The organism is Pseudomonas sp. MYb541 (assembly GCF_037479595.1).
Taxonomy (GTDB): domain Bacteria; phylum Pseudomonadota; class Gammaproteobacteria; order Pseudomonadales; family Pseudomonadaceae; genus Aquipseudomonas; species Aquipseudomonas canadensis.
This window is the reverse complement of the sequence record NZ_JBBGYS010000020.1, coordinates 92,357-109,376: the sequence shown is the minus strand read 5'-3', so window position 1 is coordinate 109,376 and position 17,020 is coordinate 92,357. Positions and strand designations below refer to the sequence as shown.

The 17,020-nt window shown below is 59.2% G+C and carries 12 protein-coding genes; 4 read left to right on the top strand and 8 right to left on the bottom strand.

All coding sequences use genetic code 11. From position 1 onward, the window contains the following. Positions 1–173: 173 nt before the first annotated feature. A complete protein-coding gene (acnB, locus tag WH299_RS14555; RefSeq protein ID WP_122727425.1) occupies positions 174–2,783 on the bottom strand; it encodes a bifunctional aconitate hydratase 2/2-methylisocitrate dehydratase in 2,610 nt (869 codons plus the stop codon). A gap of 397 nt (positions 2,784–3,180) precedes the next feature. Between acnB and WH299_RS14550 the strand changes: the two genes are divergently transcribed. Beyond that, positions 3,181–3,651: a DUF1289 domain-containing protein gene (locus tag WH299_RS14550; RefSeq protein ID WP_122727423.1), complete on the top strand. Its 471-nt coding sequence runs from the start codon at positions 3,181–3,183 to the stop codon at positions 3,649–3,651. Between the two features lie 3 nt (positions 3,652–3,654). On the opposite strand, the gene WH299_RS14545 is transcribed toward WH299_RS14550, so the two are convergent. Beyond that, positions 3,655–4,518, bottom strand: a complete 864-nt coding sequence (locus tag WH299_RS14545; protein WP_339550614.1) for a universal stress protein — start codon at positions 4,516–4,518, stop codon at positions 3,655–3,657. A gap of 150 nt (positions 4,519–4,668) precedes the next feature. Here WH299_RS14545 and WH299_RS14540 point away from each other — a divergent pair, with 150 nt between their 5' ends. After that, positions 4,669–5,271 (top strand): tRNA-(ms[2]io[6]A)-hydroxylase, encoded by a 603-nt coding sequence (locus tag WH299_RS14540; protein ID WP_016979482.1) that lies wholly within the window; start codon positions 4,669–4,671, stop codon positions 5,269–5,271. Here the strand turns inward: WH299_RS14540 and WH299_RS14535 are convergent. Then, positions 5,227–6,426: an MFS transporter gene (locus WH299_RS14535; RefSeq protein ID WP_122727418.1), complete on the bottom strand. Its 1,200-nt coding sequence runs from the start codon at positions 6,424–6,426 to the stop codon at positions 5,227–5,229. The genes WH299_RS14540 and WH299_RS14535 overlap by 45 nt on opposite strands. Before the next feature lie 157 nt (positions 6,427–6,583). Here WH299_RS14535 and WH299_RS14530 point away from each other — a divergent pair, with 157 nt between their 5' ends. Then, on the top strand, positions 6,584–7,291 hold the full coding sequence (locus tag WH299_RS14530) for a winged helix-turn-helix domain-containing protein (RefSeq protein ID WP_122727416.1): 708 nt from the start codon (positions 6,584–6,586) through the stop codon (positions 7,289–7,291). Next, positions 7,292–8,572, top strand: coding sequence for an ATP-binding protein (locus tag WH299_RS14525; RefSeq protein ID WP_339550613.1), 1,281 nt, complete (start codon positions 7,292–7,294; stop codon positions 8,570–8,572). It abuts the gene before it with no gap. A 2-nt stretch (positions 8,573–8,574) separates the two neighbouring features. On the opposite strand, the gene WH299_RS14520 is transcribed toward WH299_RS14525, so the two are convergent. The 5 genes from WH299_RS14520 to WH299_RS14500 all read right to left on the bottom strand — a co-directional run bounded on the left by WH299_RS14520 (position 8,575) and on the right by WH299_RS14500 (position 16,925). Continuing rightward, positions 8,575–12,642, bottom strand: a complete 4,068-nt coding sequence (locus WH299_RS14520; protein WP_339550612.1) for a hypothetical protein — start codon at positions 12,640–12,642, stop codon at positions 8,575–8,577. Positions 12,643–12,794: 152 nt separating this feature from the next. Next, entirely contained in the window at positions 12,795–13,586 is a 792-nt protein-coding gene (locus WH299_RS14515) for a MipA/OmpV family protein (protein WP_339550610.1), read from the bottom strand. Positions 13,587–13,603: 17 nt separating this feature from the next. Next, complete coding sequence (locus tag WH299_RS14510; RefSeq protein WP_339550609.1) at positions 13,604–15,418, bottom strand: serine hydrolase domain-containing protein; 1,815 nt, start codon at positions 15,416–15,418, stop codon at positions 13,604–13,606. Positions 15,419–15,512: 94 nt separating this feature from the next. Beyond that, the gene (locus tag WH299_RS14505; RefSeq protein ID WP_028616379.1) at positions 15,513–16,001 is read right to left on the bottom strand and encodes a GFA family protein; all 489 of its coding nucleotides are present in this window, start codon (positions 15,999–16,001) and stop codon (positions 15,513–15,515) included. A 33-nt stretch (positions 16,002–16,034) separates the two neighbouring features. Beyond that, entirely contained in the window at positions 16,035–16,925 is an 891-nt protein-coding gene (locus tag WH299_RS14500; RefSeq protein ID WP_028616378.1) for a LysR family transcriptional regulator, read from the bottom strand. Between the last annotated feature and the right edge of the window lie 95 nt (positions 16,926–17,020).

Here is a 17,020-nt window from a genome sequence, read left to right as displayed (position 1 = left end):
GGCGAAGCGTTTTTGGTTACTTTTGGCGCTCTTCCAAAAGTGACCCGCTGTAAGAGCGGAACCATAAGCAGCCGTTACCCAAATAACGGATATGTACCCGGTCTCACCCATATCCCAGACATAAAAAAACGCCGCGTATCTCACGATACGCGGCGTCTCTTCACATCAACACCTTAGGCTTGAATCACCGGAATGTTGGCGCTAGCTGCGATCTTGCGGAACTCAGCAATCTGGTCGAAGTTCAGGTAGCGGTAAACGTCACTGGCCATGGTGTCCAGTTTCGCCGCGTAGCCCATGTACTCTTCGACAGTCGGCAGGCGACCCAGGGTAGAAGCCACTGCCGCCAGCTCAGCCGAAGCCAGGTAGACGTTAGCGCCGTCACCCAGGCGGTTCGGGAAGTTACGGGTCGACGTCGACACAACGGTCGAATTCGGCTCTACACGTGCCTGGTTACCCATGCACAGCGAGCAGCCCGGCATTTCCATGCGTGCGCCAGCCTTGCCGTAGATGCCGTAGTAGCCTTCTTCGGTCAGTTGGTGAGCGTCCATCTTGGTCGGCGGCGACAGCCACAGACGAGTTGGCAGCTGGCCCTTGACCTGCTCCAGCAGCTTGCCGGCCGCGCGGAAGTGACCGATGTTGGTCATGCACGAACCGATGAACACTTCGTCGATCTTCTCACCGGCAACGCTCGACAGCAGACGGGCATCGTCCGGGTCGTTTGGTGCGCAGAGGATCGGCTCGTTGATGTCGGCCAGGTCGATCTCGATGACTTCGGCGTATTCCGCGTCGGCATCGGCTTCCATCAGCTCCGGGTTGGCAACCCAGGCTTCCATCGCTTGGGCGCGACGTTCCAGGGTGCGTGGGTCGCCGTAACCTTCACCGATCATCCAGCGCAGCAGGGTGATGTTGGAGTTCAGGTACTCGGTGATCGACTCTTTCGACAGCTTGATGGTGCAACCGGCAGCCGAACGTTCAGCCGAGGCGTCGGACAGCTCGAAAGCCTGTTCCAGCGTCAGGTCGTTCAGGCCTTCGATTTCCAGGATGCGGCCGGAGAAGGCGTTTTTCTTGCCTTTCTTCTCTACAGTCAGCAGACCCGATTGGATCGCGTAGTAAGGAATGGCATGAACCAGGTCACGCAGGGTGATGCCAGGTTTCATCTTGCCTTTGAAGCGCACCAGGATCGATTCCGGCATGTCCAGCGGCATAACGCCAGTGGCTGCGGCGAACGCGACCAGACCGGAACCGGCCGGGAACGAGATGCCCATCGGGAAACGGGTGTGGGAGTCACCACCGGTGCCGACGGTGTCCGGCAGCAGCATGCGGTTCAGCCAGCTGTGGATGATGCCGTCGCCTGGACGCAGCGATACACCGCCGCGAGTCATGATGAAGTCAGGCAGGGTGTGGTGGGTGGTCACGTCGATCGGCTTTGGATAGGCCGCGGTGTGGCAGAACGACTGCATGACCAGATCGGTCGAGAAGCCCAGGCACGCCAAGTCTTTCAGTTCATCACGGGTCATCGGACCGGTGGTGTCCTGGGAACCGACGGTGGTCATCTTCGGTTCGCAGTAGGTGCCAGGACGAACGCCTTTGCCTTCTGGCAGACCGCAGGCCTTGCCGACCATTTTCTGTGCCAGGGTGAAGCCTTTGCCGGTGTCGACAGGCGCTTCTGGCAGCTTGAACAGGTCGGTTGGGCCCAGGCCCAGTTCGGCACGAGCCTTGTCGGTCAAGCCACGGCCGATGATCAGCGGGATACGGCCGCCGGCGCGGACTTCGTCCAACAGCACCGGGGTCTTCATTTCGAAGGTGGTGATGACTTCGTCGGTGCCGTGTTTGCAGACCTTGCCAGCATGCGGGTACAGGTCGATCACGTCGCCCATGTTCATGTTGGTAACGTCAAACTCGATTGGCAGTGCGCCCGCATCTTCCATGGTGTTGTAGAAGATCGGAGCGATCTTGCTGCCGAAGCAGAAGCCACCGGCGCGCTTGTTCGGCACGTACGGAACGTCGTCGCCGAAGAACCACAGCACAGAGTTGGTCGCGGATTTACGCGAGGAACCAGTACCGACCACGTCACCGACGTAGGCGATCGGGAAGCCTTGGCCGCGCATTTCTTCGATCTGCTTCATCGGGCCGGTTTTGCCTTGCTCGTCCGGCACGATGCCTTCACGGGCCATTTTCAGCATGGCCAGGGCGTGCAGCGGGATGTCAGGACGGGACCAGGCATCGGGAGCAGGGGACAGGTCGTCGGTGTTGGTTTCGCCGGTAACCTTGAAGACGCGCAGGCTGATCTTGTCGGCCAGGGTAGGGCGGTTGCTGAACCACTCGCCGTCAGCCCAGGACTGGATCACGGCTTTGGCGTGCTCGTTGCCGTTACGGGCTTTTTCAGCCACGTCGTGGAACGCATCGAACATCAGCAGGGTGTGCTTAAGTTGGGCGGCGGCGACCGGTGCCAGTGTGGCGTCGTCCAGCAGCTCGACCAGGGTCACGATGTTGTAGCCGCCTTGCATGGTGCCAAGCAGTTCAACGGCGCGTTGCTTGCTGATCAGGGGGGAAGTGGCTTCGCCCTTGGCCAGGGCAGACAGGAAACCGGCCTTGACGTAGGCAGCTTCGTCAACGCCTGGTGGAATGCGGTTGGTGATCAGGTCAACGAGGAAATCTTCTTCGCCAGCCGGAGGATTTTTCAGCAGCTCGACCAGGCCTGCGGTTTGTTCGGCGTTAAGCGGCTGGGGAACAATACCCAGGGCTGCACGCTCTTCGATATGTTTGCGGTAGGCTTCAAGCACAGTTATTACCCTCATCAGTGGTCCCACGGGACGCTCATCCAGAAATGAACGGCACGCATGCGCTCGGGGGCTTTTTGGGCCGCAAAGCCAGCGCTGCCGGCATTCCTCACAGAAGCTGCTTTCAAAGTTTTACGCCTGCAGAACGGAGCTGATGAGGGTTGGCGAGGGCATTGACCTACCGAGTCATTGACCATCGCCAACACCGTTCTGAAGGAACGACTGTGCTCGTGACGCTTTGAAAACAGCTTCCAGCGGATTATTGGCGCCTTACAAGGCCGGATGATTCTACGGCAAAAAATTTCTAAAGGTAAGTTGCCTCGCCAAGTTTGCAGGGTGATGAAGGTTAGACAAAGGGCTAACATGGCGCATTGTTTCGCTGATTTGCGTGTCGCTGCCCATGTCCAACCAAACCATCAAGACCCCCTGCGTCGGCCTGTGTTCCACGGTCTACGGCGATCTCGTGTGCCGTGGCTGCAAGCGTTTCCACCACGAAGTGATCCAATGGAATGGCTATAACGAAGAGGAAAAACGTGCGGTCTGGCTGCGCTTGGAGCAGCTGTTGGTGCAGGTAATGGCCGGCAAACTCGAGGTTTTTGACCCCAAGACCCTGCGCGGCCAACTGGAACAGCGCAAGATCCGCTTCGTGCCGCATCAGTCCGAGTACTGCTGGGCCTACCAGTTGATCGCTCGTGGGGCACGGGTGATCAATAACCTGGAGGCCTACGGCATGGTGCTGTTGCCCGAGTTTCGCGACTGGCCCTTGCCGGACCTGCGCGATGCCATTGATCGGGAGTTCTTTATCCTTTCCGAAGCCCACTACCAGCGCTATATCGCGCCGGGGTTTCTCAAGGATGCGTTTGGCGCCTAGTTGTCAGGCGTTGGTGGCCTGTTCCACCAGGCGGTCCATCACTTCTTCGGGCTTGAGCACCAACACGTCGCTTTCCAGCGTATCCAGCACAACCTCTGCGGTGTTGCCAATCAATGCGCCGGAAATGCCCGTACGCCCCACGGTACCGATGATAGTCACCGCCGCCTGCAGCTTGTGGGCGAGATCCGGTATCAACACGTCCGCCGGTCCTTCCTCGATATGCAGGTGTTTGTCATCCACATCGAACTCCGCCTGAAACGCCCTGCATTGCTCGCGATAACGTGCCTCGATGGTCTCCTTGAGCTGAAACGTCGGGTCCGCCGCCGACAGCATCGGCGAGGGGTGGGCGCTGATTACATGCAATTGCGCCTTGGCCAGGTGGGCGATATCAAAGCCATGGTCGATGATCGAATTATGCAGTGAGCGATGTTCACCATCGGTATTGCCGACATCGATCGCCGCCAGGATCACGCCGCCGGTCCACGGCGTAGCGGTCTTGACCAGCAACACCGCCGTCGGGCAATAACGCAGCAACTTCCAATCCGCAGGCGTCAGCAGTGCCTTTTTCAATGGGCTGTCCGGGAAGTGCTGCTTGATCACCAGCCCACAGCCTTCGGCCTGCTGCACGTCGATAATGGTTTCATGCAAGCTGGCATTCCACGCCTGCTCGGTGCTGACGCTGTAGCCGTCTTCCTGCAAGCCCGACTTGAGCAGGCTGAGCAGCGCCGAGTGCTCATGCTTTTTGTCGCAGACCAGCAAATGCAGGTGCGCGCCGGTGACCCCGGCAATCAGCTTGGCACGCTTGAGGGCCAGGCTTTCCGAATGCTCGGGCTCGATGACCACCAGGATGCTGCGGATGGCTTGCATGGTCGGGATCTCCAAAAGGGTGGGCCTGGAACAACTATAGTTGCTGGCTGGCGCACGTCATGTTGATGCACATCAAGGCCGGTGGCTGGTGGTCTGCGGCGGGGTCGGTATAATCGCCGGCCTTTTGTGATCCTTTTGCCCGTGAGCCCGATGAACCTGCCAGAAATCCACGAATTCCTCGGTTGCCGCACCCCTGACGCCTGGGTCCAGGCCGCGCTGGCCGATCAGGACACCCTGCTGATCGACCACAAGAACTGCGAATTCAAAGCCGCCAGCACCGCCCTGAGCCTGATCGCCAAGTACTACAGTCATGTGGACCTGATCAACATGATGTCGCGCCTGGCCCGCGAAGAGCTGGTGCACCACGAACAAGTCATGCGCCTGATGAAAAAGCGCAAAGTCGAGTTGCGCCAATTGAATGCCGGTCGCTACGCCTCGGGTTTGCGCAAAGTGGTACGCACCCATGAGCCGGTAAAACTGGTGGATACCCTGGTAGTGGGCGCGTTTATCGAAGCGCGCAGTTGTGAGCGTTTCGAAGCACTGGTGCCACATTTGGACGAAGAACTCGGCAAGTTTTACTTCGGTTTGCTGAAAAGCGAAGCGCGGCACTTCCAGGGTTACCTGAAGCTGGCCTACCAATACGGCGACGCCAAGGACGTCGCCCAGGTGATAGAGCGGGTGAGGGCCGCCGAGCAGGAACTGATCGAATCACCCGACATCGAGTTCCGCTTTCACAGTGGCGTGCCAGCCTGAGGCCACGGCCACGCCGATCAGCGCGGTGATTCCGGCGAGCAGCAGGATCACCGTCTGCGTGCCCAGCGGTGCTGCCAACACTGCAATCGCCAGGCCCGCCAAGGGTTGCGGCAGGTTGTTGAGCAAGGTGATCACGCCCACGGTCTTGCCGAAGTCCTGCACGGGAATCACCCGCTGACGGGTGCTGCGCAGGTAGACGTTGAACATCTTGTCGAAGCCGGTGACCAGCAGGAAGCCCACGGCGTAGAGCCACACGTCAGGGCTGACTGCCATGATCACCGCACCGACTGCAATCATTGAATACGACAACCCGCCCAGCACCTTCAGCGGCAGCCCGGCCCGCGCTAGATAAAACAGAATTCCGATGGTCACCAGGGCGCCGGCTGCCTGCAGCAGGGCATAGGTGTCCTTATCCTGCGCAAATTGGCCGGTCACCATCGCCGCAGACGTGGCCAGCGTGACGCCGATGATCAGGTTCACACCCACGGCCAGGGTGATGACCCGCTTCAATTCCGGCAGTCGGCGGATATGCCCGAAGGCAATCTTCAGTGGCCGCAGCCAGATATCCCGATGCTGCTCGAAGGTTTCCAGGCGTGTGGTGCTGGAGCGTTGCCACGCCCGCATCGCCAGGTCAGCCAATAAGAACAGCCCGGCCACCCCGAGTACGACCCAGTGCCAGGCCCACACTTCCAGCATCAGCGCCGCCACCAATGGCCCGAGCACCAGCCCGCTCTGGTCGGCAATCTGTGAATAGGAAAGTGTCTTGGTATAGCTGTAGTGGGGGAAGACATGAGGCATCAGCACTTCTCGCGCCATGATGCCCTGGGTGGTCAGCACACCGCAGAGCGCCGAGAGCAGGACGATCCAGAGGATACCGTCGAATACCCCGTACAAAATCACGGCCACCGCGCAAGCCAGCGCCCGGCAAACCTGGCTGATATGCAGGATGCGCACCGGTGCGAACTTGTCGCACAATGCGCCACACACCGGGAACGCGAGATAACGCGGCAGCGACTCGACGAAAAAGGCCAGTCCGGCCCAAGCCACGCTCTGGGTAGTCTGGAATACGATCAGTGGCACGATAAACAGCAGAATCTGGTCCGCCAGTCGCGACAAGAACAACGAAACAAAGAACGCCAGGTAATCCTTGCGCATACAACTCCCTGTGGATGGCGTTAAAGATTGCAGGTTATTTGTTAAAAACTCTTAAAAGCATGAAGCTTCGTCGGCCAATGCTGGCCAGCTGCTTTAGTTGCCCAGCTTGCCACCTATAATGCCCGCTCTTCAATCCGTGTCTGCATACTGAGAACTTATGGAAAACCTGGGGCTGGGCAAGGTCTTGCTCGTTGAGGACGACGAAAAACTGGCAGGGCTGATCGCGCACTTTCTCGCGCAGCATGGCTTTGAGGTACGCGTGGAGCACCGGGGCGACGAGGCTTTGGCGGCGTTCCTGGCGTTCAAGCCGAAGATCGTCGTACTCGACCTGATGCTCCCCGGCCAGAGCGGCCTGCATGTGTGTCGCGGGATTCGCACGGTGTCCGACACGCCGATCGTGATTCTCACGGCCAAGGAAGATGACCTGGACCATATCCTCGGGCTGGAGTCCGGTGCCGACGATTACGTGATCAAGCCGATCAAGCCCCCCGTGTTGCTGGCGCGCCTGCGTGCGCTGCAACGACGCCAGGCGCCGGAGCCGACGGTGCGTGGGGCGCTGGCCTTCGGGCGGCTGGCCATCGATCGCAGTTGCCGGGTGGTCAGCCTCGGCGATGACAAGATTGACCTCACCACCATGGAGTTCGAACTGCTGTGGCTGCTGGCCAGTAACTCGGGGACGATCCTGTCGCGCGATGACATCCTCAACCGCATGCGCGGCATTGCGTTCGACGGGCTCAACCGCAGTGTCGACGTCTACATCAGCAAACTGCGCAGCAAGCTCAACGACAACCCGCGCGAACCGGTGTGCATCAAGACCATTTGGGGCAAGGGCTACCTGTTCAACCCGTTCGCGTGGGAGGCGTAGATGCTGCGGCTCTATATCCGCCTGTACATCATCCTGGCGCTGGGCCTGGCGGGGGCGATCTGGCTGGTCAACTACACGTTCGACGAACTTCTTCCCGAGGCCAATGAAACCTATAACCGTGAGGCCATGCGCGGCCCGGCCTATGGTTTGGTCGAGCAGTTGCGGCCCTTGCTCGGTGATGCCCGCCAGGCGCGCCTGAGTGAGCTGCAACCCCATTATGGGCTGCACCTCAAGCTGGTGCAGCGCGATGAACTGGCGCTGAACCACCGTGAGCAACAGTTGCTAGCAGCCGGCCAATTGGTGGTGCGCGGAGATTTCATGGAGTTCATCGCCAATATCGACGGCGGCCCGCAATTGCTCAATATCAAGCTGCCCGAAGAGCCGAAATGGCTGTACTTGTGGGCCTACAGCCTGCTGGGGCTGAGCCTGGCGATCGTGCTGTATTTCTGGGTGCGTCCGCACTGGCGCGACCTGGAGCATATCCGCCTGGCGGCGCAACGTTTCGGTGACAACGATCTCAGCTCGCGCATTCTGCTGCCGCGCCGTTCCACCGTGCGTGAGCTGGCGGGGCACTTCAACCAGATGGCCGAGCGCATCGAAAGCCTGATCGCCAACCAGCGCGAACTCACCAACGCCGTGTCCCACGAACTGCGCACGCCAATTGCGCGGCTGTCGTTCGAACTCGACCAGCTCAAACAACAGACAGATCCACGCCTGCGCGGCGAATTGATCGCCGACATGTATGCCGACCTTGGCGAGTTGGAAGAAATGGTTTCCGAACTGCTCACCTACGCCAGCCTGGAGCGTGGTGCCACCCAAGTCACCCGCGAAAACATCGAGGCCCACAGCTGGCTCGACAGCGTGATCGGCAGCGTTGCGCTGGAGGCTGAAGCAGCGGGCATTCAACTGTCGTTGCGCACGTGCGAGGTGGACTTTATCCAGATCGAGCCGCGCTTTATGGCGCGCGCGGTAATCAACCTGTTGCGCAACGCCATCCGTTACGCCGAACGCCGTGTGGAAGTGTCGCTGGTCAAGTTCGGCAGCGGCTATGAAGTGCGGGTGTGTGACGACGGCCCCGGGGTACCGGAAGAAGGCCGCTCGAAGATCTTCCAGCCCTTCATGCGCCTGGACGCCAGCCGCGACCGCCGCACCGGCGGCTTCGGCCTGGGCCTCGCGTTGGTGCAGCGGGTGTCGCAATGGCACGGCGGCCAGGTGCAGGTACTGGATTCGGAGTGGGGCGGTGCCTCCTTCAGGATGACGTGGGCGTACGCTGAGTCATAGGGTTATCGAGTGAATTGGCGCGGCAGATAGGAGTTTCTCACATCTTTATATATGGCGGGTTTGCCGCGCGGAGCGATATTGACTCGGATCATTTGACCATGGATTTTTTCGATTACTGGAGTGGTTATTCCATTGTATCTACGTCTCGTAACTACATCGGTTAGTTGTTCAAGAGCTGCCGGAGTCAATGTTGGATGGTTTTGCAAAAGATCGAGTCTTACCTGGTCTCGTACGTTGCTCACAGATGTCGAGCCGTACGTCATTGTGACGGGCCCTTCAAAAGCCTTGACCGGTTTGTTTATTTCTCTTTGAAAGAGACGCCCAAATGCTCTGCTTCTGCCTTCAGCAGAGTGGCAAACCAGAAGGCGTACGTTATCGACAGTGGTAAAGTCCACACCCCTTCCTCTCAGCAGCGTCGCTAACCCAGGCGCATCATAAAGCTGCTCGCCCACAAGTACTTTCGTACCGTCACCTGTGATCCGCTGAACCAAATTTCGTTCCGCACCGTGTGCGACGATATTGAGGCGGTTCGTGCCTTTATAGGTATCCACGAAGGTATGAATTTCATCGCCAATCAGGTTCATATTCCTCATTGGTCCCCCCATCTGAATAACATTGTCGCGGCCCAGCCCTATGTCCAGTGCGCGCTGCTGAGGTGTCATGGCAGATCTGCTTGTACCGGGCAGTGCCGACTCCTGTGGCTTGAAGCTCTCCAAGGGCTTTCCATATGCTTTGTGGGTCTTTGGATCTACCGGATGCCACTTGCGGATTGTTCCATCGAATCTTGCCGGTGTGGAGAACTCTGTAAGGCCTCTTTTGTAGGTGCCTTGCGCGATATCAGTTTTTCGGGCGAGGTTGGAGAGGTCATCATATTGTCCGGTTTTTATTGGCGACAACTTATTGAAGTTAGCGTTGAACCGGTTGGAAGGATGAACCGGTGCTTGTTTAAACAGGCGCCGCCCGAAAGACTTGCCGCTTTGTTTCAACGTGCTACTCAGTGGCCTGGCTGCTGTGCCAGCAACCTTGCCAAGACCCGCTGTGGTCACGTACATGACACCATCGAATATGATGTCGGACGCCAACGCGAGCCAATTGCCGTTGATCACATTTCTGATGGGGTTCACGACAACCATCGAGGCCAACAGCGTCTCTCTGTTCGTCTCGAACTCTTCATCTTCTTCGTCAAATCGCGTTGTGTAGCCGCTAGCCTTCACCAATTGTTCAACACCGACAGCACCGAGGGTATGCTTGGAGAGCAATTCGCCAAGAAACTGACTGCGTGCACTGTTATACGATGCCGGGGCACTGGCGTCTGCTGGCGGCGTGATGGCTTGTAACTTATTGCTGTCGGCCTGCGGGACACTGAATGGTGTGATGGCTGTATTGGAGGATTTTTCTCCAGCCGGATGAGGTGAGGTCTCGTTGATCCATGGCCCTTGAGGGCCTGGAACGAATTCGCTGCCCAGATCATCGCGGGCTTTCAGATAGTTTTGTTGTGGGCAAAACTCATAGAATTTTACCTTGCCCTCATGCGTTGACTTGATGATCAACGCACGCTTGCCCGGATCTTGACTCGGCGTTGATTCGTCAAGATTGAGCGTGGGGCCCCTGCCGGCAACTCGATGTCTTATGACGGTGCCTTCAATGAAAATCTCGAGTTTTCCATATTCCAGGTGCTTTCTATCGCCAATCGGTTGCTGCGCAATGAGATGCTTGCTGAGGCTGACTAGCCCGCTTTCCCTGCGTCGCTGATAGTCGGCGACAGCAAGGCGGTGTACGGACTTGATATCCGGGAGGTGGTGAAGTAATCCGGCCGTTCTTCCCGCAAGCGCCTGTTCTCTCAATGAATACCATGTGTTCTCCTCCTGCGGGCCTGGCGCTCGGCCGGAGATATAAAGGTCCAATAGAGAATAAGGGCCCGTGTTGGTATGTAATATATCGTTGTTGGTGGCGTTATTCGTCCGTGCCTGGGGCGTTGTGAGAACGGCCAGTTCAAAGGGCACATTTTTATAGCGCTTCCCCAGTTCTTCCTGTGCCATGTTTTTGAGCAGTGGAGCCTTCGCGGTGATATCCCCGGAGACTGTTTGCAGCGCGCTCATGACCTCGGAGAACGTTTTCTGCGCTGTGTCCAACTGCTCGGTGGAATAGCGCCCTGTGGGCGATGGCGAGAGGGCGCCATGCACTAACGCCCAATCGATGACCATGTTTAACTTGGTCGCATTTAATAGCGCTTGGTCTTCTGTGGAAACCGGATCGATTGCCGCGTATTTGACTATTTCAGCAAAGCTCATGAGTGAGCTGCTGCCAGGGCTCTTTGCTTCTATGAAGGCCACTGTAGCTTTCAGGGTGGCCCACGTCGGTGAACCGTAAGTCACGTCGGCGGGGATGTCCTTGACCAGCAGTTCCGGCGCCGCACTTGAAAGCAGCATATACGCCGCCACGGGGGCCATCCTGGCAGTGCAACGGCCACTCTCGGCCAAATGGGTGGTCAACCCTTGCTTGATTTGACTCAGCGGCTGCCCATAGAAGCGTGGGGCCGCCAGGTCGAAACCGGCAAATTCATTTCTTTTCGACACATCGTAGGCCGTGGGCGCATCCAGCCCCAACAGGATCGCCGCGAGGGTCATGTCAGAGCCGTCGGTATCGCCAGCGACGCCCATTTTCTGTTGCAGGGTAGCTTCCAGCGTCCGGGCTTTTGGCGAGCGAAGAATGTCATTTACGATTTCTCGTGGTGAGTTCAGCTCGGCGTCTGTCCAATGTCGATTTTTCGTCAGGTAGGTAAAAGCCCCTCCTTCATTGTTCGCGGCGTGCGTAGGCCCCAGGTCCGGTAGCTTGAGGTTGTTAAAGCGTATGTGGCTGTAGAGCTGTTTTTTTTCATCCAGCGTCAGTGCCGCCGCCCAGCTTAAGGCTCCGGTGAGATTGCCATGGGGGATGGAAGGCAAGGGCCCCCGTTGGATGGAATTGATCAAGTTGCTGATGTCGTCTTTTGTCTGCGGAACGCTCCACCCCTTGTCGGTGATGAACCGTTTGAGGCTGACGCTGGCCTCCGGTGCCAACTCCTCATCGTGAAAGTACCAGGAAGTGGGGTCCACCTTTAACTTGAACGCGTCACTTTCGAGCATTTGCGCAATCAAGGTTTTTTCGCGTTGCGCAGCCTGTTCTGGTGTGCGTGGCGAATCAATGAAAGAGGGGGGGATGTCGGTCGCGTTGGCTGGGGTGGGGGGGGGCGTGATCGCCGTGAACAACAGTTTGCACAGGAGGGTGTTGTTACAAATATCGCCCCACTCCCTCTTCTGCTGTTCCAACGCGATCTCCGAGCGCATTTCAAATTGCGTTGGTGAGAGCGCCGTATCGGGTAGAGGAAAGGTTTCTGCTTGTTTGACTTGATTCGCTCGTTCTGTGAGCGCTTCATGGCTATGGGGCACCTCCTCGCCATAGAAGGCCGCAATGTCTTTGAGTTCAGCGGGGCGCTGAGCATGCGTAATGAGGCTGGTCCGACCGGGCGAAGGGACATAGACTGAGATGTTGCCCGCCGCTAACGTTTTGGCCGCCTGCATGATCAATGTCCACGAGGCAGGCAACGATTGGCCGTCGCTGAAGTGTGCCCCCAACGCGAGGATGCCGGCGCGCGCGCCTGCACCCGCTTCATCGGATACCGAGGGCTTGGCGTAGGCGTGTATCCAACCGGGCCTGGAGTCGCTCGGAGGGAAAATGCGAAGGGGTCTGGACAGATCAACGCGATTGTCTTGGGCCCACTGCTTGAAATCCTCACCCGCCACTAGGGTGTCGAGGTGGTTTCGCCATTGCCCGAACGTAGAGTCGACAGGAACAGGGTCAATGGACTCGCTTCCAGTAATCGGTAAGGGAAATTCTTGGGCCGAACTGGTTAGCGCGGCGGCGTAAGTTCCCGCCAATTCTGCGTCGGCTTTGTACCGTGGCGTACTTTTTATGAGTTCCATCAAGTCAGCTGTTTGTGGGGCTGGCTGATGGGAAGAGGGTTGCTGTGCATCCGGCGTGGGGGGCTGGTGCGTGGCGCTCGGAATGGTAGCGGATTGAGTAGATTGAACCATCAGTTAACTCCAGAAGGGTGATTATAGCGACTGCGTGTTTTCCCACTCGCAGCACTGACAATTCGTCGCGAGTGCCAGGCCTCAGGTTCCCCTCTGAACAGTTAGTTGATATTTCTGCCATCATGGATTGAGCGTTGATGCCGACTTCCCCATCAAAAGCTGTATTCCAGCACACCCATCAACGACGTCTGCAACCGCCGCTCTACAATCGGGCTCTTGCCGGCTTCGTCCGCCAAGTACTGCACATCCAGCAAGGTCGAGAACTGGGTGTGCTCGCTGATCGGCAGGCTCCACACCAGGTTCATGCCATTACTGATATTGCCCGCACCCGCCTTGTAGGCTTTGAAGCGGCTGCGGGCGGCTTGGCCGGTGGTCACGCCGTACCAGGTCTGCAAGTAGTCACGGTCACCGAAATGGCTGCTGAGGCTGGCATCGACGGAACCGAAACGGCCGTCATACAGGTTGGTGCCCAGACTCAATTCCAAGTGGGTGAATGCCTTGCCGCTGTCCTTGTGATCATCTTCCTTGAGGGCATGTTCCAGCGTGGCGCCCATGATCACGCCGCCCAGGTTGTAGCTGGCACTCACACCCAGCTGCGGGCGTGACTTGATCTCGCCCATGCCCTTGAGGCGCTTGGAGCCGAGGTGCATGGACTCGCTTTTGTCCTTGCGCGAAGCGCTGGCACCGACGTAGGCACTGAAACTCAAGGCATTGCCTTCGTAGCCCCAGCCGAGGCCCTTGTCGGTGTCGAGGAAAATCCCCCAAGGGCTGACGATGGCACCGCCGAACACTGGGGCGGTCATGCGTTCATCGCTGCCGCTGTAGCGCGGAAGATTGGCCACACCGGCCTTGAGGCTGTAGGTCCAGTCCTCCGCCAGTGCGCTGTTGGCGCCCGCAAGCAAACACAGGGAGGTAATGGACAGGCAGAAATTTTTGGGGCTCATCAGGGTTTTCATGTCAGTCAGAAACTCAAGGGTGGATGGGTACGTTTGAAGGAGTAGCCCGAAGCGCTCAGGCCATTGATCTGTCGGCTCACGGTGTCGCCCAGGCCATAGCCGTTACCGGCCAGTACGGCGTGGGCGTTGTCCACGGGCAGCAGGATGTAGTCGGTCAGCGGTTCGTCGTGCAGTTGGCCGCGAATCACCAGAAAGCCTTCTTCGAGGCGCACGCTGATGCCGCTCAATGGCGCATCGGGCTCAAAGGTGTTGAGGACTTGGTAGGTGCCGACGGTGTTGGCCCAAGCCGAAGGTAGCGGCGGCGGGTCGATGCGTTCGCCAATGGCGATGCGCTGGCCGTGGCTGCGCGCGGTGAGCATCTGCCGGCCTTGCACGGTGATGACGTCGAGTTGTACCTGGCCCAGCTCACCGAGGTCCTTGAGCCAGAAACCGAAGACTTTCTTCTGGGCGCGCAGCCAGCCGTGATCGTCGCGCAACAGTTCGAAGTTGAAACCGGCCAGTTCGCCACGCAGCCGCTGGTCATCATCTTTGATCCGGAACACGCCCCAGGCGGTGGCGTAGAACCCGGCCAGGCGCTTGCGGTCGATGGCGGCCGGCACCTGGCGTAGCTTGAGTCCGTGGCGGGGTGCCTGGCAGTCTTCGCTGCAGACTTGCTCGCCGGTTTGCGCCTGGAGCATCAGGCGCAGGGTGTCGGTTGCCAGTGTGGCAACCAGGTCTTCGGCATTGCTGTCGTTGGCCATGATGATCACGGCCAGTTGATGGTCCGGCAGCAGGGTCAGCTGTGCGGCGAAATCATCGCCACCACCACTGTGCTGGTAGGTGCGCACCCCAGGGCCGATCGGCTCGTCACCGCAGGGTGCCAGAAACCACGCCAGGCCGATCTGGCAATCGAAGTCCAGGGCGTTGCCGGTATTTTGCTGGGTGAACATTTCATCGATGGAGCGGCTGGTCATTACCCGGTTGCCCTTGTAGAGGCCTTCGGCAAACAGCATCTGCACGTAATGGCTGAGGTCCCTGGGGCTGGCCCACAAACCGCCGGCGGCGATGTCGCGCAGTTGCGCATCGGTGCTGGCAACGCCTTCCTGATAGCCCTGGGCGCGATAGCCGATTTGCGCAGCCGTCCCGACAAAACTCGCGTGGTCCATCTCCAGCGGTTTGAGCAGGCTGTGTTGCAACTGGGCTTCAAACTCCTTGCCGCTGCTGCGCTCGATGGCAGCGCCCACCAGCGCATAACCCAGGTTGGAATAGGCCACTTGCGTACCGGGCGGTGTGCTCAACCAGACGCCGGACAGGCGCATTGGCATCTGCCCCATGGCGTAGTTGTTGCGCAGGTCACGCAGGTGTTCACTGGGCAAGCCGGACTGATGGCTGAGCAGGCGACGCAAGGTGATGTCGCGGTCGGCGGCCTGCTGGTCGGTATGGAAGCGCGAGCGCACATAGAACTCGCGCAGGGTCTGCTGGATCGGTGCATCCAGCGCCAGTCGCTGCTGTTCAACCAGTTGCAGGGCCGCGCTGGCGGTGAGCAGTTTGGAGATCGCACCGGCCCGGAAGGCGGTGTTCGGCGTCACTGGCAGGCCCTTGGCTTTGTCGGCCATGCCGAACCCGCGAGTCCAGATCAGCTCCTGGCCGTTGACCAGTGCAATCGACAAGCCGGGCACATTGGCCTGGGCCATGTCGCGGGGAATCCGGGTTTGCAGGTAGCGGATGATCGCGCTGTAGTCGCCCTTGGGAATCGGCGGCGGGGCCGGTGACTGCCCCTGGCAGCCAATACTGCCCAACAGGCAACCGAGCAACGGAAGACCGCGCAATGTGCGAAGCATGACGAGCACCCGACAGGTGGTTTGGATACTCGAATGCTAGGGCTGCGGCGCCCGAGGGTCTTTGACAGCTTTGTCGAGAAACTGTCAAAGACTGTTAACGGGCCACGCCGTGACGCTCATGCCATTGAGCGATCGACTCTTCGGGGTACTCATCGAACTGCAGGTCGCCCTTGCGTAGCGTGACCTCTACCCAGGGCGCCTTGGACCCCAGCATCAAGTGCGTATGCTCCGGTGGCACCGGCAATGGCGTATCGACGGCCGAGGCAAACGGATGGATCAGCTCCGGCCATTCCGGGCTGAACAACCACAACGCGCTGCCGCATTGCGAGCAGAAATGCCGCTCGGCCGTACTCGCATGGGCGCGGCTGGCGCCTTCGGGCTTGAGCTTGGCGTGGTAGACCGAAATGAATTTGCGCCCGCGCACCTTCAGGCTCTGGGTGTCGCCGGCCAGGTTGATCGCATAGCCGCCACCGCCCTGGGTCTTGCGGCAGATCGAGCAATAGCAACGCTGATAAGGGTAGGGATGGGCACTGGCAAGGCTGAACGTGACGGCGCCGCAATGGCAGGATCCTTCAAGCTGCATGGGCTGACTCCTTTGGCAAGGTGACTGTTCAGCTTAGGCGCTTTGCGGCATCAACGTGGCAATCAGCGCTCGAATGGTGCCGGGCAACGCCTCCAGCTCACGCACCAGGATGCTGCGCTCGCGGATCGCCCAGGGCTCATCCAGTTTTACGGCGACCAATTGCATGGTGCGGCTGTGTCGCACGGCGGCCGACTCCGGAATGATGCCGATCCCCACACCGGCCTCGACCATCCGGCAGATCGCCTCGAAACTCGACACCTGGATACGCAGCGACAAATGTTTGCCCAGCCGCTCGACGTGTTCGCGCAGGAAGCTCAACAAAGTACTGCCTTCATGCAGGCCGATATGCTGGTAGGCGAGGGTCTGTTCCAGCGTGACTGAGGGTTGGTCCGCCAGTGGATGGCCGACCGGCACCATCAACACCAGCTCATCGGTGCTGAAATGCAGCACCTGCAAGCCTGCCGCTTCCACGGGGCCGGCGATGATACCCATGTCGCTGGTGCCGTCCAGCACGCCGCGCACGATGTCGCGGGACAGGCGTTCCTGCAGGTCGACGGTCACGCCGGGGCGTTGTGACAGAAAACCTGCCAGCACTTCGGGTAAAAATTCGGTGACGGCCGTGGTGTTGGCAAAGATGCGGATATGCCCGGCGGAATCCACGCCGTATTGGGTGAATTCGCTCTTGAGGTAGTCCACCTGGCGCATGATCAGCCGCGCATGGTGCAGCAAGCGTTCGCCCGCCGGGGTGATTTCGACGCCACGGCTGTCGCGGTAGAGCAGGCGGGTGTCGAGCTGGCCTTCCAGGGCTTTGATCCTTGCGCTGGCGGCAGCCGGCGAGAGGAACGCACGCTTGGCGCCCTGGGTCAGGCTGGGGGATTCGGCGATATGGATAAACAGGCGCAGGTCGGCCAGATCGAAGTGCATGCAAGGCTCCCGGTACAGGATGGCGGCGTTCAGCATAACCGAACGCCGGTTTATTGAAATGCAAATTCTCAGAACGGCTGCAGGCTTGCATGATC